The 22362-nt window shown below is 44.0% G+C and carries 17 protein-coding genes; 14 read left to right on the forward strand and 3 right to left on the reverse strand.

Annotation, left to right across the window (positions count from 1 at the left end; translation table 11 throughout):
* Nucleotides 1-13 precede the first annotated feature (13 nt).
* From R2S57_RS05095 to R2S57_RS05115, 5 genes are all read left to right on the forward strand, one after another.
* A complete protein-coding gene (locus R2S57_RS05095; RefSeq protein WP_316843994.1) occupies nt 14-1477 on the forward strand; it encodes a RagB/SusD family nutrient uptake outer membrane protein in 1464 nt (487 codons plus the stop codon).
* A gap of 153 nt (nt 1478-1630) precedes the next feature.
* Nucleotides 1631-2491 (forward strand): sugar phosphate isomerase/epimerase, encoded by an 861-nt coding sequence (locus tag R2S57_RS05100; protein ID WP_316825957.1) that lies wholly within the window; start codon nt 1631-1633, stop codon nt 2489-2491.
* A gap of 25 nt (nt 2492-2516) precedes the next feature.
* The gene (locus tag R2S57_RS05105) at nt 2517-5183 is read left to right on the forward strand and encodes a PQQ-dependent sugar dehydrogenase (protein WP_316843995.1); all 2667 of its coding nucleotides are present in this window, start codon (nt 2517-2519) and stop codon (nt 5181-5183) included.
* Between the two features lie 1044 nt (nt 5184-6227).
* Nucleotides 6228-7229 carry a hypothetical protein gene (locus R2S57_RS05110; RefSeq protein ID WP_316825959.1) on the forward strand — a complete coding sequence of 334 codons (1002 nt, stop codon included), beginning with the start codon at nt 6228-6230 and terminating at the stop codon, nt 7227-7229.
* A gap of 340 nt (nt 7230-7569) precedes the next feature.
* Nucleotides 7570-8103: a sigma-70 family RNA polymerase sigma factor gene (locus tag R2S57_RS05115; RefSeq protein ID WP_316843996.1), complete on the forward strand. Its 534-nt coding sequence runs from the start codon at nt 7570-7572 to the stop codon at nt 8101-8103.
* A gap of 281 nt (nt 8104-8384) precedes the next feature.
* Here the strand turns inward: R2S57_RS05115 and R2S57_RS05120 are convergent, their stop codons facing one another.
* Together R2S57_RS05120 and R2S57_RS05125 are read right to left on the reverse strand one after the other, a co-directional pair.
* Nucleotides 8385-9470 carry a sensor histidine kinase gene (locus R2S57_RS05120; RefSeq protein ID WP_316825961.1) on the reverse strand — a complete coding sequence of 362 codons (1086 nt, stop codon included), beginning with the start codon at nt 9468-9470 and terminating at the stop codon, nt 8385-8387.
* A 235-nt stretch (nt 9471-9705) separates the two neighbouring features.
* A complete protein-coding gene (locus tag R2S57_RS05125) occupies nt 9706-10446 on the reverse strand; it encodes a LytTR family DNA-binding domain-containing protein (protein ID WP_316825962.1) in 741 nt (246 codons plus the stop codon).
* A gap of 814 nt (nt 10447-11260) precedes the next feature.
* On the opposite strand from R2S57_RS05125, the gene R2S57_RS05130 reads away from it, so the two are divergent.
* The 7 genes from R2S57_RS05130 (at nt 11261) to R2S57_RS05160 (ending at nt 19283) form a co-directional block, all read left to right on the forward strand.
* Nucleotides 11261-11809 (forward strand): sigma-70 family RNA polymerase sigma factor, encoded by a 549-nt coding sequence (locus R2S57_RS05130; protein ID WP_316825963.1) that lies wholly within the window; start codon nt 11261-11263, stop codon nt 11807-11809.
* Nucleotides 11810-11889: 80 nt separating this feature from the next.
* The gene (locus R2S57_RS05135; RefSeq protein WP_316843997.1) at nt 11890-13002 is read left to right on the forward strand and encodes a hypothetical protein; all 1113 of its coding nucleotides are present in this window, start codon (nt 11890-11892) and stop codon (nt 13000-13002) included.
* 122 nt (nt 13003-13124) lie between these two features.
* Nucleotides 13125-13811, forward strand: coding sequence for a hypothetical protein (locus R2S57_RS05140; RefSeq protein ID WP_316843998.1), 687 nt, complete (start codon nt 13125-13127; stop codon nt 13809-13811).
* 86 nt (nt 13812-13897) lie between these two features.
* Nucleotides 13898-16255 carry a TonB-dependent receptor gene (locus R2S57_RS05145; protein ID WP_316843999.1) on the forward strand — a complete coding sequence of 786 codons (2358 nt, stop codon included), beginning with the start codon at nt 13898-13900 and terminating at the stop codon, nt 16253-16255.
* Nucleotides 16256-16292: 37 nt separating this feature from the next.
* On the forward strand, nt 16293-17504 hold the full coding sequence (locus tag R2S57_RS05150; protein WP_316844000.1) for a DUF4374 domain-containing protein: 1212 nt from the start codon (nt 16293-16295) through the stop codon (nt 17502-17504).
* A gap of 4 nt (nt 17505-17508) precedes the next feature.
* Nucleotides 17509-18654, forward strand: a complete 1146-nt coding sequence (locus tag R2S57_RS05155; protein ID WP_316844001.1) for a PepSY-associated TM helix domain-containing protein — start codon at nt 17509-17511, stop codon at nt 18652-18654.
* A 356-nt stretch (nt 18655-19010) separates the two neighbouring features.
* On the forward strand, nt 19011-19283 hold the full coding sequence (locus R2S57_RS05160; protein ID WP_316844002.1) for a hypothetical protein: 273 nt from the start codon (nt 19011-19013) through the stop codon (nt 19281-19283).
* Nucleotides 19284-19393: 110 nt separating this feature from the next.
* Here the strand turns inward: R2S57_RS05160 and R2S57_RS05165 are convergent, their stop codons facing one another.
* A complete protein-coding gene (locus tag R2S57_RS05165; RefSeq protein WP_316844003.1) occupies nt 19394-19837 on the reverse strand; it encodes a RidA family protein in 444 nt (147 codons plus the stop codon).
* A gap of 578 nt (nt 19838-20415) precedes the next feature.
* Here R2S57_RS05165 and R2S57_RS05170 point away from each other — a divergent pair.
* Entirely contained in the window at nt 20416-21192 is a 777-nt protein-coding gene (locus R2S57_RS05170; protein WP_316825971.1) for a DUF3560 domain-containing protein, read from the forward strand.
* Between the two features lie 281 nt (nt 21193-21473).
* Nucleotides 21474-22220 (forward strand): hypothetical protein, encoded by a 747-nt coding sequence (locus tag R2S57_RS05175; protein ID WP_316844004.1) that lies wholly within the window; start codon nt 21474-21476, stop codon nt 22218-22220.
* Nucleotides 22221-22362 lie beyond the last annotated feature (142 nt).

A 22362-nucleotide genomic window follows, 5' to 3' on the forward strand; every position in this document is an offset into this window, starting at 1 on the left:
TGAATAAAGAAATATGAAATATTACTATTTAATCCTGAGTGCTGTATTAATGTTCAGCCTCGGTGGATGTAAGAAGTTTCTTGATGAGACACCAACTGCTCACCTATCAACGGGTAACTTTTATAAAACCAGTGATGATGCCGTGCGTGCGGTGAATGATGCCTATAGGCAGCTGAAAGACCAGGCATATGGTGGATATTCACCAACTTCTTTTGGGGATATCATGGCCGATGATGCAAACAAGGGCGGAGGCGGTGCTTCTGACCAGGGGCTGATCCAGGATCTTAAGCTATTTACGGCCAGGGCCGATAACGGATATGTGTTCAATGCCTGGAGGGATAATTATAAAGGGGTTTATCTCGCGAACCTGGTATTACAGAAAGTGCCTTCGATTGAGATGGACCAAAGTTTGAAAAGCAGATTGCTTGCAGAGGCTTATTTTCTGCGCGCATATTACTATCTGCACCTGGTGAGGCTTTTCGGCAGGATTCCCATGGTTACCGAGCCGATAGACAATGGAGAATATAATATTAAACAGTCTGAAGAAAAGGATATTCTGGCATTGATCGAAAAAGATTTAAATCTTGCCATTAACGACCTGCCCGAAAATAGCAAACAGGCTTCGGCAGACAAAGGAAGGGCAACTAAGGGAGCAGCCCAGGCCTTACTACTGGAAACTTACATGTGGCAGAAAAAATGGCCTGAAGCCCAGCTTTTGGGGGATCAGATTATTTCTTCCGGTGAGTACCACCTGACTGATGATGTTACGAAAATCTGGACACTGGCTGGTGAATTTGGCCCTGAGTCTATATTTGAGGTAAATAATGCAACAATTCCGGGCAGGAATGTTGGTAATCTGCTTAATTTGTTCAATGCACCGAGGAATACCTGGGGTTATGGATTTACCGTGCCTTCCAAATCCCTTGTAGATGAATTTGAAAGAGGTGATCCAAGGTTTGGAGCCACGGTCATTGTTAACAATCAGGTCATGCCAGATGGAACCACGGCCAATACAAGTGGCAGTGAAACGGGTTACTGGAACAGGAAATACTGGCTGGCCCTTAGTGAGATCCCCACAAATAATGGGGGCGGTGCAGGAGATGGTCCGACCAACGACAGGGTATTCGGGCTGGCACAGGTCATGTTATGGACCGCAGAAGCTTCTTTCCACAATGCCGCAATACCGCATGCCACAGATCTGGTGAACCAGATCAGGACCAGGGCAAGAAACAGTGGCGGCAATACCGATCAGACGGTACTTCCCACTTACAGTACGGTTACGCTTAACAATATTTACCACGAGATGCGGGTGGAAACCGCGCTCGGCGAACACCGCAGGTTTTATGAACTGGTTAGAACGGGAAGGGCCGCGGCCCTGCTGCCCAATTTCACGGCGGGAAAAAATGAACACATACCGATCCCTCTGACCGAAATTCAGTTAAGCGGCGGTGTTCTGGTGCAGAATCCGGGATATTAAAGGAAGTCATCCTGAATCTGTTTGAGGGTTTTGTACCTCTGGACAGATTGATTTATATATTTTGGTTAGGGTAATAGGTTAATTTCCTGTTTGCCCTAATCCAGTAAAAAACTAATAATTAATAATCATCTTTAAACACACAAACTAAACAACATGAATTTTTACAGAAACAAACTGTCCCTATTGGTTTACAGCCTGGGGTTTATCTTGCTTACCATTGCGGTGGGCTACAGCACCAAAGCCGACCGTCCCGAAGAGCGTTTTGGCTGGAAACTCGGTACGCAGGCTTTTACCTTTAACCGTTTTACTTTTTTTGAGGCAGTAGACAAAACCGCCAGTTGCAAACTGGATTATATTGAAGCCTATCCCGGACAGGAAATAGGCGGAGGCATTGAAGGGAAAATGGATTACCATATGGAACCTGCAAAAAGGAAACAGGTCCTTCAGCTGCTCAACAAACACCACGTTAAAATGGCTGCATTTGGGGTGATCGGTGCAGATAGTGAAGCGGAATGGATCAAGATATTCGAATTTGGCAAGGCAATGGGGCTTGAAACCATTACTGCCGAGCCCAACGAAAAAGATATGCAGTTGCTTTCTGATCTATGCGATAAATATAAAATCAATGTGGCCATCCACAACCACGCAAAGCCTTCCAGATATTGGAACCCCGATATTATCTTAAATGCCATAAAAGGGAAAAGCAAACGCCTGGGGCTTTGTGCCGATCTTGGCCATTGGGTACATTCAGGCCTCGATCCGCTCGAGTGTATCAAAAAAGCGGAAGGCCATGTATTGCACCTGCACCTCAAAGACCTGAACGGAACAGATGAAAACGCACATGATGTACACTGGGGAACCGGTGCCACCAACATTGATGCAGTGATAAAAGAATTAAAAAGACAGAAATTTAAAGGTATAATTTCTGCAGAATATGAATACAACTGGGATAATAACACGGATGATGTCGCAAAGAGTGTAGCTTACTTCCGTCAGTCTGTCCAAAAACCCTAACCATAAAAAATAAAAAATGTTTTCAATGAATTTTAAAAGATTCCTCCTGCTCGCTGTCTCTATTACAGTTGTCTCTTCTGCTGCCCGGGCGCAGAGCGGACACGGCCCGGAGATGAACAGGTTCACCAAAATAGTATTGGCACAAAAGCTTGAGGAGCCGATGCAGTTTCAGGTATTAAAAGATGGCAGGGTATTATATGCAGAGCGGAAAGGGAAAATAAAGGTTTACAATCCTACCACGAAAAATCTTGATATCATTGCCGAAATACCGGTGAGCACAGAATATGTAGATAAGAACGGGAAAAGGGAAGAAGGGGAAGATGGGCTTCAGGGGCTTATACTGGATCCCAATTTTGCTAAAAACCGCTGGGTATATACCTATTATTCAGTTAAGGGCAGTGAATCGGTCAACAATTTGGTCAGGTACACCTGGGCCGGTGCCAAACTGGATATGGGATCGGCAAAGGTGGTTTTAAAAGTACCCGTACAAAGGGAGGAATGCTGCCATGTGGGAGGGGGGATGTTGTTTGATAAAGACAATAACCTGCTGCTGAGTACGGGCGATAATACTTTTTCAAGATCTTCTGACGGTTTTACCCCTATCGATGAGCGTGCGGGTGAAAGTGCGCGCGATGCACAGAAGTCTTCCTCGAACACGAATGACCTGAGAGGCAAAATCTTAAGGATCCACCCTGAACCGGACGGCACTTACACGATCCCTGAGGGCAACCTTTTTCCAAAGGGAACCGCTAAAACCAGACCGGAAATATATACAATGGGAAACAGGAACCCCTGGCGCATGAGCCTGGATAGCAAAACCAACTGGCTGTACTGGGGAGAAGTGGGGCCTGATGGATCGAACGCATCAGAATCGAGGGGACCGGCATCTTACGATGAATTTAACAGGGCAAAAAAAGCAGGGAATTTTGGCTGGCCTTATTTTATCGGTAACAACCTGCCGTACCGGTATTATGATTTTGCGACGAAAAAATCCGGCGATCTTTACGATCCCCTCCGCCCGGTGAACAACTCTCCCAACAATACCGGCCTGACCGTTCTACCTCCAACCGAAACCTCTTTGGTATGGTATCCCTATGGTGCTAGTGAGTATTTTCCCTTAATGGGCAGTGGCGGTAGAAGTGCCGTGGGCGGTCCGATATTCCATCAGAACGATTTTAAAGGAGCCGGGAATGTTTTTCCTGTTTATTACGAAGGCAAATGGTTCATTACCGACTGGGTCCGCGGGTGGATCCTGGCTATCACCATGGATGAGGAGGGGAATTACAGGTCTATGGAACATTTTATGCCTGAACTTACCCTTAAGGGGCCTATTGATATGAAATTCGGTCCTGACGGAAGTCTATATATACTCGAATATGGCAATGGCTATTTTAAAGATAACCCCGAAGCCGAACTGATCAAAATAGAATATAACGGCGGAAACCGCAAGCCTGTTGTTCAGGTGGCTGCCGATAAAGTTTCAGGCGCTTTACCATTAAAAGTTAAATTGTCGTCAGCCGGAACAAAAGACTACGACGGTGATGTTTTAAAATACGAATGGCGTATTACGAAAGATAAAGGGCTTAAATCAGTATTTAAAACTGCAAATCCCGAATTACAGCTTACCGCTGCGGGTGTTTATAAGGCAACATTAACGGTTACCGATCCTTCGGGGGCAAAAAACAGTAAATCGGTGGAAATTTCTGCCGGTAACGCAGCCCCTGTAGTGAAGTTCGGTTTTGTAAAGGGAAATTCAAGCTTTTACTTTCCGGGAAACACCATTTCTTATGCCGTAGGGGTAAGCGATAAGGAAGATGGAAGTTTAGCAGATAAACGGATTGTCCCCTCGCAGGTTTCAGTATCCATAAATTACCTCTCAGAGGGTTACGACATGACCACGATCGCGCAGCACCAGCAACGTTTTGATGCTGCTGCACAGTTTGAGATTGGAAGGGCTTTGATGAAAAAAAGTACCTGTAGCGCCTGTCATGATCTTACCGCGAAATCTTTAGGCCCGCCATTTACCCAGGTTGCCATAAAGTATAAAGGTGACAAAGGGGCACAGGAGCGCCTGGTAAAAAAAGTAATCAACGGTGGATCGGGTGTCTGGGGAGATGCAATGATGCCCGCGCATGCCACTTTGCCCCCAAGCGAGGTCAATGCGATTGTAAAATATATCCTAAGCCTGGGAGACAAACAGACTGCCCCAGATAACCTGCCGGTCAAAGGTTCATATACCACAAATGTTCCGGCCAATGCGGCCAATAAAGGCAGTTTTATTTTCAGGGCAGCATATAGGGATAAAGGAGTTGGAAAGCTTGCCCCGCAATTCTCTGAAAACATTGTGGTGCTGCGTAACCCTTATGTCCCTGTAAACGAAAGCAATGGCAACAGTGGCTTTACCTTTAATAACGACAGGTCTGTAGCAACTTCATCAGAGAATGGAGCTTACCTGCTCTTGCGGAAACTCGATCTCACAGGACTTAAAACTGCTGAAATCCTGGGTGATGTGAATGGTATAGTGGAAATCCGCACCGGTTCACCCCAGGGAAAAATACTGGGGCGTACAACAGTTGAAAAGAAAGGTGAAAATATTATCGGTCTTGACAACATTAAAGGGGTATTTGATATTTACTTTGTTTTTTTAGAGAAAGGGTCCAACCTCAAGGGGATCAATTTTGATATTAAATAACTCCTGAAAACAGGATCGCGTGAAACGGATCATATTCCGATAAATCACAGATCTTTTCCATATCCAGGGAAATGGCAGTAGAAAACAAACTGTTGCCATTTCTCCTGATTGGACTTGTCAATCATAGTTTGTTGCCAAACTATTTGTCTTTAAATCTTAGGCATCAATTACTGGAACAACAAGCGAAATTCCGGTGTCCCTGATCCTATAGCTGTAACCAAAGCGGGTATTGACGTTACAGGATAATCCGGACCTTAAGATTGCCCATATTGGTGGAAAAGTATAGGATTAAGCATTGTTCTTTCGAAAGACTTATCAATAGGGTGTTTTCGACACCAGACTGTAGGTGTCCCATAGATCGGATCCTGCCTCTTTTTACCTTTTTGATCTTCTGCTCTGGTCCAGCGAAATCCCTTTCAAGTCTAATATCAATACCGTAGGTTTTATTGAAGCAAGATATTGTTCCGCAATGAAATAGCAGATTTTACTTTCACCGCGGCATTATTTCAGAAGTTTAAGTAGAATAAAAGTGTCAGAAAATGCATGAAAAGTGCTAAATCAATCTGTTGAAAATTTGTGTTCTTTGCGATTGCGAAAACAAAAAACCGTACTTATGATTGATAACAACAATATCACCACCATTCTCGTTCTTCTGACCATTGCTTCTCTCTTTTGCCGCTTGTTTTTGTAATCCTGATAAAAAGGAACCCAACTGTTACTTTTTTTGTCCTCTTTCGATGTGGATAAGGTGGAGCTGAGCCGGCATGGATGCTTCGGTAGAAGTTTGTACTGCTCGGGGAGATATGATTCAATTTTACTTTTTGATCTTCTACTCTGATGTGGGCAGTCCCTCCTTTAAATATCATAAGCCCTAAAGAAATCAGCTATCGTTTCCAACAGCGGAATCATATCGGTTTTATTTCACTGTTGCAGATATTTCAATATTGAAGTACGATAAAAGTATTAAAAATTGCACGAAAAGTGCTAAATCAACCTGCGAAAAGTTCTTGTTCTTTGCAGTATTGGAAACAAAAACCTGAACTTATGATTAATAAAACAAATCTCGCCGTTATTGTCCTACTGATTGTTTGTATCAGTGGTTGCAAGAAAAACAGATCTAACCAGACTGAAGTAGATGCTGACCTTAAAGTCTATCTTGATGAAGAAAAAATAGAAAATTCCAACCTGTTAAAATTCGATTCACTTGATTATGTCGGTTTTACAGGAAGAAACCTTCCCGTCTTTGAAGCTATGCATGATGCCCAGGTACATGTGGAATGGAGCGGTTTTGACGCTGATAATTTAGCCAAGCACGAGTCTGATCTACTTAATTATTATAATTATCTCGCAATTGGGGATGGCGTTATTGCGCACCCTATTAGAATTGCAAATGGACAGTGGACTGCTGTTGTGGCCCTTTCGCAATCAACTGTAGCAGGTAGTTTTACCAAAAGGCTTACTGCACTGGTTACCGTGGCGAAATGGAAAAACGGCAAGATTACCGAAGAATATTTATTTAGCCGGACTGATGGGGCAGATAGCAGCCGCCTTAAATCTTATTCAACTACCAATAACTATACTTCTGCCAATTATACTTCTCCAACCGGAACCGACCGGGAGCGGTTGGCAGCCTATATTGCCATGGATGATTCGGAGAAGAGAAATTTAACGACTTTTGACAACCTCGATTTTATAGGCTGGACACAGCGTAACCTGTCGGTGTTCAATAGTGCACATGACGAAAATGTTTATGTGGAATGGAGCGGTAATAACGCGACCAGCCTGAACAAACATACTGCTGACGCGGAACGTGTCTTTACTTTTCTGCAGCCCGGTGATGGTGTAACCTCCCATCCCGTTAAAATTGCCCAGGGAGACTGGACTGCGGTAATCGGGTTAACCTCAAGCACGAATGCAGCTACCTCGGCGAAGACCATCGGTGCATTGGTTACCATTGCGAAATGGAGAAACGGAAAAATTGTCGAAGAATATTTGTTTAACCGTACAAGTTCTGCAGAAAATAGTCTGCTCAACAGTTATAGATAAAGAATGGATACCTGATCCAGGGGCAGGGCTCTATTTTTTTTGGTGAGAATGGTGCCTGTTTTAAAATTATAAAACAGGCATCATTTCTTTAGGGCCGGAAATAAGGTAAACACTTTAATCGCCCGTTTGAAAAAGATGCCATACCTATAATTTCTTTTGTGGAATATCTGATGAAATTCCATTTCCTCCGATTGCAAAAAAAATAATAAGCGGGATAATGGATTTGCCTGGCAAATAAAAGTTGGATGGCAATGGTTCTTTATAAAAAATAATAAAGGGAGGTTGCTTTTGACAGGTTTTGTCCGCAATGGTAAAAAGGGTAAAACTGTAATAGTCAAATATGGAAGAAGAATTATTGTTGTTTATTAAGAAATGCCAAAATAATGAGAGGAAATCACAACAATATATTTATAAAAACTTTTATAGCTACGCTCTTGGCATATGTCAGCGCTACACCAAAAATCGTGAGGAAGCGGTCGCTGTACTCAATCTGGGCTTTCTAAAAATATTTACCAATATCAACCGGTTTGATCATACCAGGAGCTTTAGGACATGGCTGAGACGGATCATGATAAATGTTTCCATCGATAATTATAGGGCAAATATCAACTCCGTTTATTTTCTCGAACTGGATCAGGTCAATGATATTTATGAGGTAAACCAGTGTGAAAGTAATTTAAACTATTCTGATCTATTGGAGATGGTCAGGAAGCTTCCAAGGGCATACCAGGCCGTATTTAATCTATTCGCAATTGATGGGTATTCACATGAAGAGGTTGCAGAATGTCTAAATATCAGTGTAGGAACGTCTAAATCCAACCTGCACAAAGCAAGGAAAAAGCTTAAGGATATGATTAATGGAGCAGATAAATAATCCGGTAGGCCATATCTGGTTAAACTTTATCAAACTGCCCTATCGGTTTAGAAGCTTGTTTTTAGGTTACATCCTAAAATTGGTCATGTCCGGGCCAGATAAAAATGGATTATGAACTCAATTTGATGAAGGGTATTACATTGCTGGATACTTGTTTTGAAAATCAGGCGATCCATGTACACGCTGGTCAGGCTGTGACAGGAACTATGAACACCACTGCCCCAGGTTTATTTATTTATACATAGGGAAAAATGGATATAAAAGCATACTCCCTGAGCGCATCAGGTATCTAAATTATACAATGGCAGGTTTGCCGTTGTAATGAAATGCCCCCCTTCATCTCTTCCGTACCTAAAAGATGCGCGGTTGCCATAACTGTGCTGCAACCTTTGCTCTATGCTGGAAAGTCCGGTATGAAGTCCGGTATCATTGATGCCGGCACTGATCAGGTTTTTGGTTTCGATCAGTAGGGTGTTGCCTTGGGCTGATACTTTTATCTCTCCTGGATCATCTGGTAAGCTAAGGTTGCCATGCTTGAGCATGTTTTCTGCCAGTGACAACAGTATGAAGGGAATGACTTCTGCTCCGCTGTTTTTGTGATCATAAATGAAACTGATATGCGTCTGTGATTTCCTGATCCTGGTAAGGTTCAGCAGGTTTCCGACCTGTTCTATTTCAATGTGCAGCGGTATTTTTTCTGGTCCGCGTTCGCTTGCAAGCGCATAACGCAGCAGTTTGGACAGATAAAGGACTGCCAGTGCAGCCTTAGGCTCTGAGAGCCTGGTGCGATCATGGATATAGCTTAGCGTGCTTAGCATGAAGTGCGGGTTGATCTGGGCGCGTAGGTAGGCGTTCTTGGCTACCGCAAGTTCCAGGGCAAGCTGCTGTTCGTTGAGCTCCTTCTGGATAGCTTCTTTCTCAAATTTAATGGCTTTCTTGTCGGCTTTTTTGCTGTTCCGGTAAAAAAACAGGGCAGTACCTATACCCATGAAATATATTCCGCGCCACACTGTGGCACCAACGAAGATCTGGTCCAGTTTAAATTCTCCAAAAAAAGCTTTGCCGGCCATCATTCCGAGTACCCGGTCGGTAAAATTGCTTATTGTCAGAAAAGTTAACATTGCGGCCGAGATAAGCAGTAGCAGTATCGGATATTTTTTTTTGTTTCCACCCGCGGTGCAGGGTAGGATGCAACCGGCGATAAGGTATGATAATGCGATGTTGATAATGTAGTGAAATATATAGTTTCCCTTATTGGAAAACTTTCCGGTAAGCGTCCAGAGTGCAAGGGTTTCATAGGTTATAAAGCATAACCAGAATATCACGTGCAGACGGTAACGATGGATATATTTTTTTATTTTTTCCATGTCGGTTCGGGATTTGGCCACGGGGATTCCTCATTTGGCCACGGGCGGTCTCTTAGGGGTTTTTAGGGGGCTAGTTTCCTTTCATGAAAACAAAAAACAGCCCCAGACTGAGCAAAAAAACAGTGTTTATTTTTCGCTCCAATTCAGGTAGTAAACGTCTTACAACAGATCCTACTACAACGACGATCACCTTGATAACGACTTCTCATACCAGCCAGTCGGGTGTTCAGTAGCGTTACTTTCTTTTCGTCTTTAGCCAGATGCGGTTGACCCAGTCCAAGAACTTGGCGTTGTAATTGGGGGACATGAGCACGTTGTATTTGCCAGCATTTACCATGTTCCCCGAAATGGCTTTTACATGGCCGGAGTTGATAATGTAGGAGCGTTGGATACGGTAAAAGTTTATACTGTCCGCGAGTTTCTGTTCAATTTCGGTAAAGGTCATGTAGACGGAGTAATAGTTTTCCTGCGTATAGATGTAAACATTGTTGTTGGCCCCCTGGATGTAGGTGATGTCATCTTTTAAAACCCTGGTGAGTGTGGTCTTCTCGGGATCGGTGCGCAGGAAGAAGGAATCATCTGTTTCCTCCTCTAGCGTGATCGGGGAGAAGAATTCCTTGAGCACGGCTTCTGTTCCTTTGGCAAATTCAGGTAGGTCAAAAGGTTTGAGCAGGTAGTTTTTTACCCTTAGGCCAAAAGCATTTACGGCGTAGTCAGGGTATGAGGTGGTAAAGATGATGTGGTGCGGGCTATCCCTCAGGCTTTCGGCAAGGTTTATGCCTGTGAATGACGGCATGTCAATGTCGGAATAGATCAGGTGCGGGATTTTTTGCTGTGACATTTCTGCCAGGGCTTCCAATGGATCGGTATAGGTGTTGGTGAGTTCCAGCCTCGGCATCCTGCCGATATAGTCTCCAATGGTACGGATTGCTCCGTGCTCATCGTCAACGATGATACAGGGGATGATCTTTTTCATATAAGTTAGTTTAGGTATTAGCTAATGTAGTCATTATTCTTTGTGGGAATGTTTTTGTAATAACAATGATATGTGAATGTAGTTTTTGCATGATGCGATCCGTATCGTTATTAATATGGGCAAAAGGATTAACGAAGGGTTTGAGGATTTTATGCGGTGTAGGAATTTGGGAGCCAGGTTATTCTGGTTGTTTAAGGAGCTAATTCAAATTTATACTTTTTTTGGCGCTAAGTTTCCGGCTGATATTTTGTTGCTGGGAAGGGTCTAAGCCTGTGTAATAGCCTGCGCATAACTGAGGCTGTTTATAATTGATCCGCCGAGTTATATTTTGTTATCTGTTTTGGCTGTCCCCTGCGGACCGGGCCATCTGCTGTATCTTTTGTTCCAAAAGGATGCCGCGTCTGTCCCTGACAGGGAAGATTTCTGACTAATGGAATATTATCCTGTTTTTTTGTGGCAATACAAAAGCAGATCAATATAGCAATTTTGGCAACATGCCCATAGGTAGCTGACCGTGTGGTCCGCCAGATCTTTAAAGTTTTACTCACTCACTTCCATTTTGGATCCCTTTTAAAAGGCGCTCCTCCAGCTTAACAGATTTTCTGATCTGGCTTGGCAGGAAGAAATAAAGAAGGTTAGTACTACATGATTATAGATTTGTATATTCAGATTAATATTTTTAGATATCCTACTTTATTTTTGTTAGGTGCTGTAGGATTGGGAACAAGAATGAATTGTTGGTCTGTGAATGTATAAATTGTTTATTTGGAATTGATCTAAATAATTTTAACTTTGCCGCTCAATATCCAGGAAATTGTCTGAAGCAGAGAAAATAGATCAAAAGCAGGTGCTCCGTGTAAATGGTGACACTTTCGAGCTGATTTATAAACAGTTCTGGAAAAAACTTTATTATCTCTGCTATCAAAAGATCGGGGACAGTGAGATCGCGCAGGACCTGGTGCATGACCTTTTTCGCTCGGTATGGGAGAGGCGCGGAGAACTCATCATTACCGATTCCATTGAAAAATATCTGGTCCGTTCCATCAAATACAAAATATCTGGTTACTTTCGTGAAAAGATCCAGCAGGAGAGAAACCTTGGGGAATCCCAGCTTTATGTGCGGGAATCTGAATCGGTAACCGAAAAACAGGTTGCTTACAGTTTCCTCTCCCAAGAGCTTAAGGTGCTGGTAGAGCGGTTGCCCGAGCGCTGCAGATTGATTTATAAGCTGAGCCGTGAGGATGGGTTGAACAACCGGGAGATCGCTGCTTCTTTACTGGTTTCAGAAAAAACCGTGGAGAGCCAGATCACCAAGGCAATGTCCTATATCCGCCAGAGGCTTGGCCAATACAAAAATGAATGAAGCCCAGACTATCCTGTTATTGTAACCGTCTTCTGTTTTTATGTCTGATTGCAAGCCTGATTGTGAACTGTAGGTCAGGCGTGCAAAAGAAATCCACAAAGGGAAAATACCTGCTGCTGATCAATGGAGAAAAAGGTTCCAGAGAACATGACAGTATGATCTGGTTTGATTCACTGGATTCATCCCTTGTGTTGCATACCGGTCAGGGAACGGCCATCAATGAGCGTCTAGGATCAGCTGTTATCCCGCAGGATAGTTTTCTGCTCAGTATGGACAAAAAGACCGGAACGCTGGAGAAATATCCTTATTCTTTCGATGGGCTGAGCGAAAAGGGAAAGCTCACACTTGGAGAATTTGAATATATCTCTTTTACCACAATGATTGGTCACGATCAACTTTACATCAGTGGGCGTGGCAGGAAAAATATATCTTCTTTTGCAGTGGTGGACACCAAAGATATGAAGGTAATCAGGCGTGGGAAATTGGCATTGCCTGTTGCCAGCGGTCAAAATCCAAGTGATAACTTTGGTGTTTTAAAGGGGAACCGGTTTTATGTGGGTTATAGTTCTTTCGGTGAAGATTATGACCATTGCAGTGATACCTCATATCTGGCTGTGATGGATTATCCCTCTTTAAAGCGGATTTCACTGGCCAAAGATACTAGATCGGCCTTCCCCGGTGCAGGGGTAAACGGCCTGTTCAACTATTTCCAAGGTGGTGACGGGGCAATGTATATACTCACCTCGCCTGTGTTTTATCATGGCAACCATCCCACCGCCCCTACGGCTTTTTATCGCATTGGTGCCGGCAGGTCGGGCTTTGATCCAAGTTATTTTTTCGATCTTTCTTCAAAACTGGGGGGAGTGCATCTATTGGGTATCACGCAGGCCGGTGGAAATCAGGTGATCCTCTCGACGACCGCTTTTCCCAGTACAGGGAAAGGTGATTATTATCTGGCTGACGTGAAAAGAAAAACACTGAAACTTTTGCTTAAAGACCGACTTCAGCCCAACTTCGTATGGGGTACGAGCGGTTTTTATGATGGAGTGCACGCCAGTTTCATTGTCAATGAAAAACAGGGAGAATCCAGGATATACGTTTTTGATGTCAAAAAAGGGAATCTGAGAAAAGGACCTGCCATCCGCGGGGCGGTTTCCCCGCTATCTTCCTTTTTAATGCTCCAGCCTTCCTAAAATGATCAATTTAAGGTCTATCTTAAATTAAACTTTCAGATTATCAGTAGCTTATATTTTATTTAAAAAGAATCTTAATAAGGCGTAGGGGTAAACCTTTCCACAAGCGACTGTTAAGATAGATGGTCAGATACCCGATAAATAACGATACTTTTCGCAGGTACCACCTGGGCGAATGCACAGCGGAGGAATCTGCTGCGGTTGCAGCCTGGCTGGAAGAAGGCGAAGAAGAGCCTGTTTTTTCTCATGATGTATTGACTGAGCTTAGAATGGAACAGTCACTTTGGGCTGCTATCGAGCAATCGACCGTTCATCATGATTCAAAGCGCAGGAGATTAAGGCTGTTGCACAGCGGTCTGGTCGTTGCCGGAGGTTTTGCGCTTTTGTTTATCTGTGCAGCATTGTATTTTGGTGCCCAGCCTGATGCTGCCGGCTCAAGGACGGTGCTCATCAATAACCTCAGTGGAGGGGTTTCGAAGAGGGAAAATATAGACGGCCTTATTTTTACCGCACTTCCAAAAGGGAATATCAGCGCCAATATCGCACACTCATCGGGCAATGTCACTTTTTGTGATGTAATGCTGATCGAAAACAATTCGGTTAAGGATATCAGCCTGAACTTTGCCTCCAACTGTTCACAGAACGGAAAGGCGCCCAAAAATTTTATATGTAAGAAAGGTGTCACTTATGTGGCCTTGAAGATGAGCAGGATTTCGCCCGATATTATCGTGGTGGACCAGCGCTATATGGAGGACTTTTTGCCCTTGAACCTTGCGATGCAGATTAATAAGGACCTAAAGTCGATCTAATGAAAATAAAATAGGCCGGACTGCTGGTAACAGTACGGCCTGTCCCCGCTGGCGGGGTTAATTTTAACGTATGACAATTAAAATCAATGCAAATTAATAAAATTCTGCTGACGGGGCTTCTATGTGCCGTAAATTTCTTCTCCAATGCACAAAGCACCCAGTTTCGTATTCCCGGAAGAGTAAAAGGAAATGACCGGTTGCCCATCGAAGGGGCTACCATAATGATCCGTTCGTTAAAGGCCGGCACAGTCAGCGCTGCCGACGGAAGCTTTGAGCTTAAGGTTGATAAAGCCGGTTTTTACACACTCGAGGTTAGTGCGGTAGGTTATCAGTTGAAAAAGCAGACTGTGGAAGTTAAGGGCACCGGCGGACAGGATGTTTTTGATGTTGTGCTCATCAGCGATAGCAGGGACATGGAAACGGTGAACGTAAACGGGAAAACAGAAAAAAGGAAACTCACCGAGAGCGGATTCAATGTGACCGGAATCGAGACCAAAGCTCTTGCCAATACCACCGCAGACCTTAACCAGGTCTTGAGCAGGAGTACCGGGATCAGGGTGAGGGAAAGCGGCGGACTGGGGTCTGACTTTAATTTTTCGATCAATGGGCTATCGGGAAAACAGGTGAAGTTTTTTATCGACGGGATCCCGATGGAAAATTTTGGGAGTTCGATGTCGCTGAACAATATCCCGGTCAATTTAGCCGAAAGGATAGAAGTGTACAAAGGGGTTGTTCCTGTTGAGCTTGGCGCAGATGCACTGGGCGGGGCGGTGAACATTGTGACCAATCAGCATGTAAAACAGTATCTGGATGCCAGTTACGGTTTTGGTTCTTTTAATACCCATAGGGCTGCATTAAGCGGGCGCTATACCGATACAAAATCTGGTTTTACCATTAATGCCAGTGGATTTTATAATTATGCGGATAACAACTATCTGATGAAGGACGTGGTGGTCAGACTGGCTGAAGGCAATGTAACCAGGGATGCCAGACGCTTCCATGATGCTTATCGTTCTGCAATGGGACAGGCCGAGTTTGGTTTCCGTGATAAAAAATGGGCCGATGTGCTGCTTGTTGGTGTGCTTTATTCTTCTGGGTATAAAGAAAGGCAGACCGGTGCACAACAGGACCTGGTTTATGGCCGGGTAAATTCTACGGGCAACTTTGTGATGCCGAGCTTGAAATACAGAAAAAAAGACCTGTTTTTCAACGGGCTTGACCTGAGCCTTTTTGCCTCCTACGCAAAAGATAAATCGACCACAGTCGATACTTCTGCCGCAAAATACAACTGGTTGGGCGATGTGATCTCTGTAGATAAGAATTTTGCCGAACAGGGTGCCTTTTCGATCTTTAAGTATACCAATGAGTTTGCGCTCATCAGGGGGAATCTGTCCTATTCCATCAATCCCTCGAACGCATTGAGCCTGAACTATTCGCTCAATGCCGGTAAAAGGACCGGGATCAATACTTATACCGGGGCAAATAAGGATTCAAATCCACTGGATATTCCAAATAAACTTGATAAGGGAGTGCTGGGATTATCTTTCCAGAACCGTTTTTTTGGAGACAGGTTGACTACATCGGTTTTTGCCAAGCAGTACAATATTCACTCTTATATCCGCTCGGCGGTATATTACAATGGTAGCGGCTATGCGAAAGAGGAAGCTGACCAGACCAAAAACTATTACGGTTATGGTATTGCTACGCGCTACCGGTTTTCTGAGGATGCGGGCATCAAAGCCTCTTATGAACATGCCTACCGGCTGCCGGATGTGGAAGAACTCTTTGGCGATGGAATTACCGTACTGGCCAATCCACAGCTAAAACCTGAAGAAAGCGATAACATCAACCTTGGCCTGTACTATAACCATAAGATGGGCGAACACCGGATTTCTGCAGAGGTATCGGGCTTTTACCGTAATGCTGTTGATTTTATCAATGCTGTGCCAGGGGGCGTGTTTTCTTCCTTCACCAATATAGGAAAGGTTAATATCTCCGGTGTTGATGGAGAGCTGAGGTACAGTCACAAAGACTGGCTTTCTTTTACGGTCAATGCCAGTTATATGGATGCCCTGAACGCGGACAAAAGTTCCACCGTATTTGAAGACCGCATTCCCAATCAGCCATGGCTTTTTGGAAACGCCGATCTGGGCGTAGGGAAAAACGATATTTTGGGGAAAGACAGCCGGATCCAGTTCAACTGGTTCAGCCAGTATACCCACTGGTTCTATCTTAACTGGCCGAGCCGTGGTTTTGCAGACGGTAAGAGCCGTATCCCTACACAGTTTATCCATAATGCGACATTTACTTATTCCACCCATCAGGGAAGATACAATCTTTCACTGGAGTGCCGCAACATCTTTGACCAGACAGCCTATGACAGTTTCAGGCTGCAGAAACCGGGAAGATCATTTCTGGTCAAACTGCGCTATTTCATCCAATAATTATAATCTTATCATATACAAACAATCAATTTTAATCATGAAAACAAAATTTCAAGCCATAAACCGACTTGCCCTTGCCGCCCTTGCACTAACCTTAACCGTATCATCCTGTAAAAAAAGCACCGATGGGGAAGAAACAGGGGGAGAGCCGCAGAACGGGAATGCCTTTGCCATTGTTGGTGAGGTGACCAATCCATCAGCGCTTTATTTTCTTACCGCTGGAACTTTGGGCACGGGTTCTGTTACTGCCGTGGGCAAGGGAGCGGAAATTACCGGAGCGGCCCGCCTTTTCAAAAAGGGGTATTATTACACCATTACCAATGGAACACTGATCAAATATAAATATGAGAACAGTCTGCTTTCTTCCGCAGGGCAGGTTGCAGTTACCGGAAGTGCTTTATATTCTTACTGGTTAAACGATGAAACACTGATCGTATGGAACGGTACCACTTCTGCTCCTAATAATGTGATGAGCTACAATATTGTAAATACAGGCAATATGTCGGTAACCAAAAGCGGAAGTTTAAACCTGACCGGCCTGATAACAGGGGATAAGGCAATCTACCTGAGCGGATGTATATTGAGGGGCAGCCGTTTGTATATCCCATATGCTGTTTATAACTCGGAGTGGACTTCACATGATATTTCTTACCTGGCTGCTGTGGATTATCCGGCAATGACCAATTTAACGATCAGCTCTGATACCCGTTCTGCTTACGCAGGATCTTTTTCAAGTGTGATCCCTTCAACAGCTTTATTGAACGGTGATATTTATATGTTGACCAACACAGGTGACAGATGGGCGGTAACACCAAATAAACCTAGCGCTGTTTACAAAATTAAGGCTGGAGAGAATGCATTTGATAGCAGCTACTTTTTTGACCTTTCGGCAATCAGTGCAGGCAACAGGGAATTTTATGGCTTCTGGGACCTGGGCAATGGCAAGGCGATCACACGTATGGGCAAGGCAGAACTATTAAAAACTTTTGAAGACTATTTTGCAACAGATGTATTTGAATATTACCTGGTGGATGTTGTAGCCAAAACAAAAACCAAACTCGATCTGCCATTGAGTAAAGTGGTGCACGCATCACCTGTATTGGTTGAAAACGGTAAAGCTTACATTGCCGTAGCTTCTTCAACAAGCGGGAATTTTGTCTATACCTACGATATTGCTAGCGGAAGCCTGACCAAAGGCCTTGAGATCAAAGGGGTGGATAACGTGAACTATATTTCAAGGTTTAACTAACCGGATGTTCAGAAAAGTAAATAACTGGCTGCATCTATGGCTGGGACTCACCTCGGGACTGATCATGCTCGTGGTCTGCCTGACCGGGGCGGTCTGGGTCTTTGCAGACGATATCAGGGAGCTGACAGGCCCGTCCATGACTGTTGTGCATCAGAATGGGCGGATCATTAGCCCTTCTGAAATAGGAGAAATCGTGCAACGCCTTTATCCCGGAGAGCCGGTGAACAATGTTTTTTATAAGAACGGTTCAGCGGTAGAGGTACTGGTGAAGAAGTGGGGGAAAAATCCGCTTCTTCTTTTTTTAGATCCATATTCGGGCAGGGTTATTTATCAGCGGCCGTTGGAAGACCGTCTGACCTTATTTTTTTACTGGATAGAAAGTGGGCACCGTAACCTTTGGATGCCCTTTAAAACCGGTCGGCTAGTGGTCAATTATGGTACTTTGGTCTTTGTGGTCCTGCTCATTACGGGACTCGTCTGGTGGTACCCCAAGAAATGGAACAGGTCTACGCGAAATAAGAGCTTTAAGATCAAGTGGGATGCAAAATGGAAACGGATCAATATCGACCTGCATAATGTGCTTGGGTTTTATGCCATAGTGATTTTGTTATTGCTTTCGCTCACGGGCATGATCTATGGTATCAAGTGGTATAATAAAGGCCTTTATAAAATTACAGGCGGTGGATCGGTTCCCGAATGGTCGGCGCCGCTTTCCGACAGCACAGGAGTGAAGGGAGGGCTTTCGCTTGAAACTGCGCTAGATAACGTGGTAGAAAGGGTGCAAAAACGCTTTCCGGACGCTGCGGGGTATTTTTACAGGATGCCCGATACTGCAGATGTGAAATCAGCAATTGAGATTGATGTCTACCCGAAACTGAATAGTTATTACGCTAACCAGAGCCTTTGTTTCGACCGTTATACCGCTACGGAGATCAAGCGGGATGCGTATTACTCTGCCAGTTTCGCTGAAAGTGGCACAGCGCTGAAACTTAGGCGGATGAACTATGATATCCATGTGGGGCGTATCCTTGGTTTACCCGGGAAAATTATCGCCTGCCTGGCCAGCCTGATCGGCGCGTCGCTTCCCGTCACCGGATTTATCATCTGGTATAATCGTAAGTTTGGTAAAAAGGGGAAGAAAAGGGAATAGTTTAATATAAAGGCAATAAAAAAAGGGATAATCAAATTCATGATTACCCCCATCTAAATTAACGCTCTCTGGCTTTCGCCGGATGTAGGGCTCTCACCCCCTACATTGCAATTATACGCAAAAATCCATAATCCGGTTTTCTTCTGGTGAATAAAGATTAAAATTGCTGTTTTCCGGATTTCCATCCTGATTTCACATCAGGTTTTTCCATTGCCTGTAGCCCTATTTTTTTTGATTGCAAATATAAAGGACCGTTAATCTGTAAAAGGACTTTCGCGGCATAAGCGCTGCGCTATTTATTCCACGGTTCCTTGTACATCTTAAGCCGGTCCTGTTTTTGCCGGGCAAAAAAAAATATGGCTACTTTAGATCAGACAATCGAAACCGGATATGGAGAAATCTTCCATCGCTCTTTAATTACCGGTCAGTTTATCTTTTTTACCGACGATGGTGACGGTATCATGATGTTTTACCGCAACGATCCTGAGAGAAAACCTCTGGGTGGTTACGGGGCTGAGGAATTATTGATCGGGTTGATCCTTAAAGGTGATTGGAGCTGGGCCAGTGAGGATATGATCTACAATATCCAGTGTATCCTCGAAGCCGGTTCGGATCAGGGTGATCCCTGATCATACCTTATCTCATTGATCAATGGTCCATAACCGTTTTAAGTTTCTCAACACGCTTGCAAAATGCCTGTAATGCCCCGGTCCAGATGAAGCTGACAATTTATGAGGTGTTATCCCGCAAGGCTAGCGGCGATGATTTCAACCTCGACCAACATTTCCGCAAGGGCCAGTTGTGGAGTTAAAAGCAATGTAGAAGCTGGTTTTAAATCTCCAAGAAATCCGCTTCTGATTTTGGAATAGGCGGGGATGTTTTCTGGGATGGTGATATATTGGGTGATTTTTACGATGTTCCTGATATCCATTTTGGCGGATTCAAGGAGTTTGATGATGTTCTGCCAAGCCAGAACTGACTGTTGGGTTATATTCTCGGGGATTTCGCCATTTGTGGTCATGCCCAGCATTCCTGATAAATAGAGCCAGCGGGCATTGGGGCTCACTTCGATCCCATCGCTATAGGAGCCGACTTTAACGGAAATGCCGATATCGTGGATGGTGTTTGAAAGTTGGCTGTACCTTTTGTTTTCTTCGCTTGATGTTTTATTTTCTTCTTTCATGTTTTTAAATGATGTTTTCTTTAAGTGTTTCTTACTGTTAAGGATGATCTGTCCGCGGCTTAATGTGTAAGGCCTTTTGCAAATTCTTAGCCACTTAGTATTCTTTGGTGTTTAGTCGCGGGTTAGGGCATTACCTTACAGCACTTTTTTATTTAGGCGGTAAAAATTTGGGTTTCTTACGGACTGCAAGAGTTTACGGATGCAATGATGTTGAACTGGGTCACCAGTTATTTTTTTGTAAAAATCATATCTGCGGTATAAGGGATCATGGGTTTACAATTTAGCGCTGTTCTTCCCTTTTGTACTTCTTCTTTTAGGTGTAGTGAGTTGGATCGATTTTAAGAAAAAGGCAAAAAAGGGAAAGCAAAGCTAATGTCCGGTAATACCTGTGCGGGCATAACGGCTGCGCCGCCCTGCGGGGTTTATACCGCTGCGGTATTTCCTACCATGCTTTTATTGCTTTCTTTTTTGACCTTTTTTCTTTTGGAAAATCTTTTGAAAAATATGGAGAAGAAGGGAACTGAGATGATTTTTAACTTTAAAAGGTTTGGTGCAGCCAAAAGAATGCATTTAGGATTATGAAACATGATTTTCATCAACGCAAGGAAAACCGCATCGCAGGTGCGCAAGGTAGGGCTTTAAAAAATGAAGCTGAATCGGACAGGCTCTTCGGGGTGAGCAAAAAAATGGCGGATGCGATCCCGATGGGGCAGCCGATTCTGATCGGCCATCATTCTGAAAAAGCTGACCGCAGATACAGGGATAAGATTTCTGGTACAATGAGAAAGTCTGTCGAGGCGGATCATAAAGCGGCTTATTATGCAGGCAAGGCCGAAAGTATCAAAAATAATGATGCGGTTTTTTCGGATGATCCCGATGCTGTGCTTAAACTCGAAGAGAAGCTGGCTGCTTTAAAAGAAATGCAGGAATTTATGAAGGCATCCAATGCCTGTATCAGAAAGAATGATAGGGATGCTTTTTTAAATCTGAAGTTCGGGAATGAACGGATGTGGGAGGAGCTGATACAGCCCAAGTTTGGCGGGCAGGGCTTTGCCCATTTTACCTTGACAAACAATAGTGCCAATATCAGGCGCATTGATAAACGTTTGCAGGTATTAAAAGCGCAGGGATTGACTGCTGCGGTCGATATGCTGATCAATGGTGTTCGTGTTTTTGAAAACCGCGAGGTTAACCGTTTGCAACTGTTTTTTGAGGGGAAGCCCGCGCAGGAGGTGATGGCGCGCTTAAAAGGGCATGGTTTCCGTTGGTGCAGGTCTGAGGGGGCATGGCAGCGGCACATCAGTAATAATGCGCTATATTATGGTAAGATGATCGCAGAGTTGGTGAGGGTCTGATTTGTTAGTTTTAAATCGGGTTTAGGGTCAGTCTTTGACTGTTGAACAATATACGATTGCAACCGGGCTGTTGACGGCCTGGCTGCAATCGTATGTTATTTTGTGGGTAAGTCTGCTGGAAAAAAAATCCTGAAGCTTGTGTCTTGGTGTTTTAGTGAGCTCTTAAGGATCTGGGATTAAGTTTGCGATTGCTTTCTCAAGTTGACAGGAAGTTTTTAACTTTATCGCAGAATGATAGAATGTTCAATTTTATATTTTATCACCAAACAATCTGAATCCCCATGAAACGTTTTCTCTCATTGCTCGCAATAATCAATTTTTATAGCTTTTGCGTTTATGCGCAGCACTTTAATCAGGCAATCGATAAAGATTCGCTTTTGTTGACGATCTACAAAAAGCTTGGGACAGTGGAACGTGTCAATGAATTCAAAAGCTATTACAATTCAGCGGACCAGAAAGGCCAGGAATTTTTACTTTTTATGGGCAGTATGCCCAGCAGCAGTAAGAAAGAACTCGTAGCCAATATCGACAGCAATTATAGAGCTATGCTGGACCTGATTACCGGTTATGGTAAGATTGTACCCAAGGGCTATATTGTCACTATCGAGTTTCAGCCGGCAAATAATGTAATCAGTGCCCCGGCATCCGTGGACATGCAGATCCGCCACAGAAATCCCGATAATTTCAATTCCCTTGAGACTGATCAGGACTGGGGAATGGAATTCGGTTCGGTTAAACTCAAAAAAATGTGCGATCGGCTGAACTGGACGGAAGGGACTTTAAAAAACATTAAAACGTTGCTTGACCGGGCGCACTGTGTTTCCATTGAAAATGATACGGTTGCCGAGATCGGTTTTTCAAGAAGCAGTATGGCCAAATATTCTTACCTGATCTTTAAAAATGATCTGGATGCGGCAACGATCGGTAGGTATAACGATGGCTGCAGCCACATTTATTACAAGAAAAATATCGTTCTGGAATTTATGGGTGGTGCCGTTGGGCCACAGTGTTTTCCCAAAGTCGACTGAGTTTTATGCTGAAATTTTTACGGTGTTTTCTTCTCCCATAGTTTTGGCCTGCTACCGGTTCCGGATAGCTGGCAATTGTTCTGCCGGAGTTTCCGGTGGATCTGGGCTTACGGTTTCCGGTGCTTTTTAAATATTTATATTA

Origin of the sequence: Pedobacter psychrodurus (assembly GCF_032678585.1) — a bacterium.
Lineage (GTDB): Bacteria > Bacteroidota > Bacteroidia > Sphingobacteriales > Sphingobacteriaceae > Pedobacter > Pedobacter psychrodurus_A.

Excerpts from the sequence above, each read along its gene's own strand:
- R2S57_RS05175 (WP_316844004.1), top strand. The coding sequence starts at position 21,474 with ATGAAACGTTTTCTCTCATTGCTCGCAATAATCAATTTTTATAGCTTT.
- R2S57_RS05150 (WP_316844000.1), top strand. The coding sequence starts at position 16,293 with ATGAAAACAAAATTTCAAGCCATAAACCGACTTGCCCTTGCCGCCCTT.
- R2S57_RS05100 (WP_316825957.1), top strand. The coding sequence starts at position 1,631 with ATGAATTTTTACAGAAACAAACTGTCCCTATTGGTTTACAGCCTGGGG.
- R2S57_RS05160 (WP_316844002.1), top strand. The coding sequence starts at position 19,011 with ATGGCTACTTTAGATCAGACAATCGAAACCGGATATGGAGAAATCTTC.
- R2S57_RS05155 (WP_316844001.1), top strand. The coding sequence starts at position 17,509 with ATGTTCAGAAAAGTAAATAACTGGCTGCATCTATGGCTGGGACTCACC.
- R2S57_RS05120 (WP_316825961.1), bottom strand. The coding sequence starts at position 9,470 with ATGGAAAAAATAAAAAAATATATCCATCGTTACCGTCTGCACGTGATA.
- R2S57_RS05165 (WP_316844003.1), bottom strand. The coding sequence starts at position 19,837 with ATGAAAGAAGAAAATAAAACATCAAGCGAAGAAAACAAAAGGTACAGC.
- R2S57_RS05115 (WP_316843996.1), top strand. The coding sequence starts at position 7,570 with ATGGAAGAAGAATTATTGTTGTTTATTAAGAAATGCCAAAATAATGAG.
- R2S57_RS05140 (WP_316843998.1), top strand. The coding sequence starts at position 13,125 with ATGGTCAGATACCCGATAAATAACGATACTTTTCGCAGGTACCACCTG.
- R2S57_RS05145 (WP_316843999.1), top strand. The coding sequence starts at position 13,898 with ATGCAAATTAATAAAATTCTGCTGACGGGGCTTCTATGTGCCGTAAAT.
- R2S57_RS05125 (WP_316825962.1), bottom strand. The coding sequence starts at position 10,446 with ATGAAAAAGATCATCCCCTGTATCATCGTTGACGATGAGCACGGAGCA.
- R2S57_RS05105 (WP_316843995.1), top strand. The coding sequence starts at position 2,517 with ATGAATTTTAAAAGATTCCTCCTGCTCGCTGTCTCTATTACAGTTGTC.
- R2S57_RS05110 (WP_316825959.1), top strand. The coding sequence starts at position 6,228 with ATGATTAATAAAACAAATCTCGCCGTTATTGTCCTACTGATTGTTTGT.
- R2S57_RS05095 (WP_316843994.1), top strand. The coding sequence starts at position 14 with ATGAAATATTACTATTTAATCCTGAGTGCTGTATTAATGTTCAGCCTC.
- R2S57_RS05170 (WP_316825971.1), top strand. The coding sequence starts at position 20,416 with ATGAAACATGATTTTCATCAACGCAAGGAAAACCGCATCGCAGGTGCG.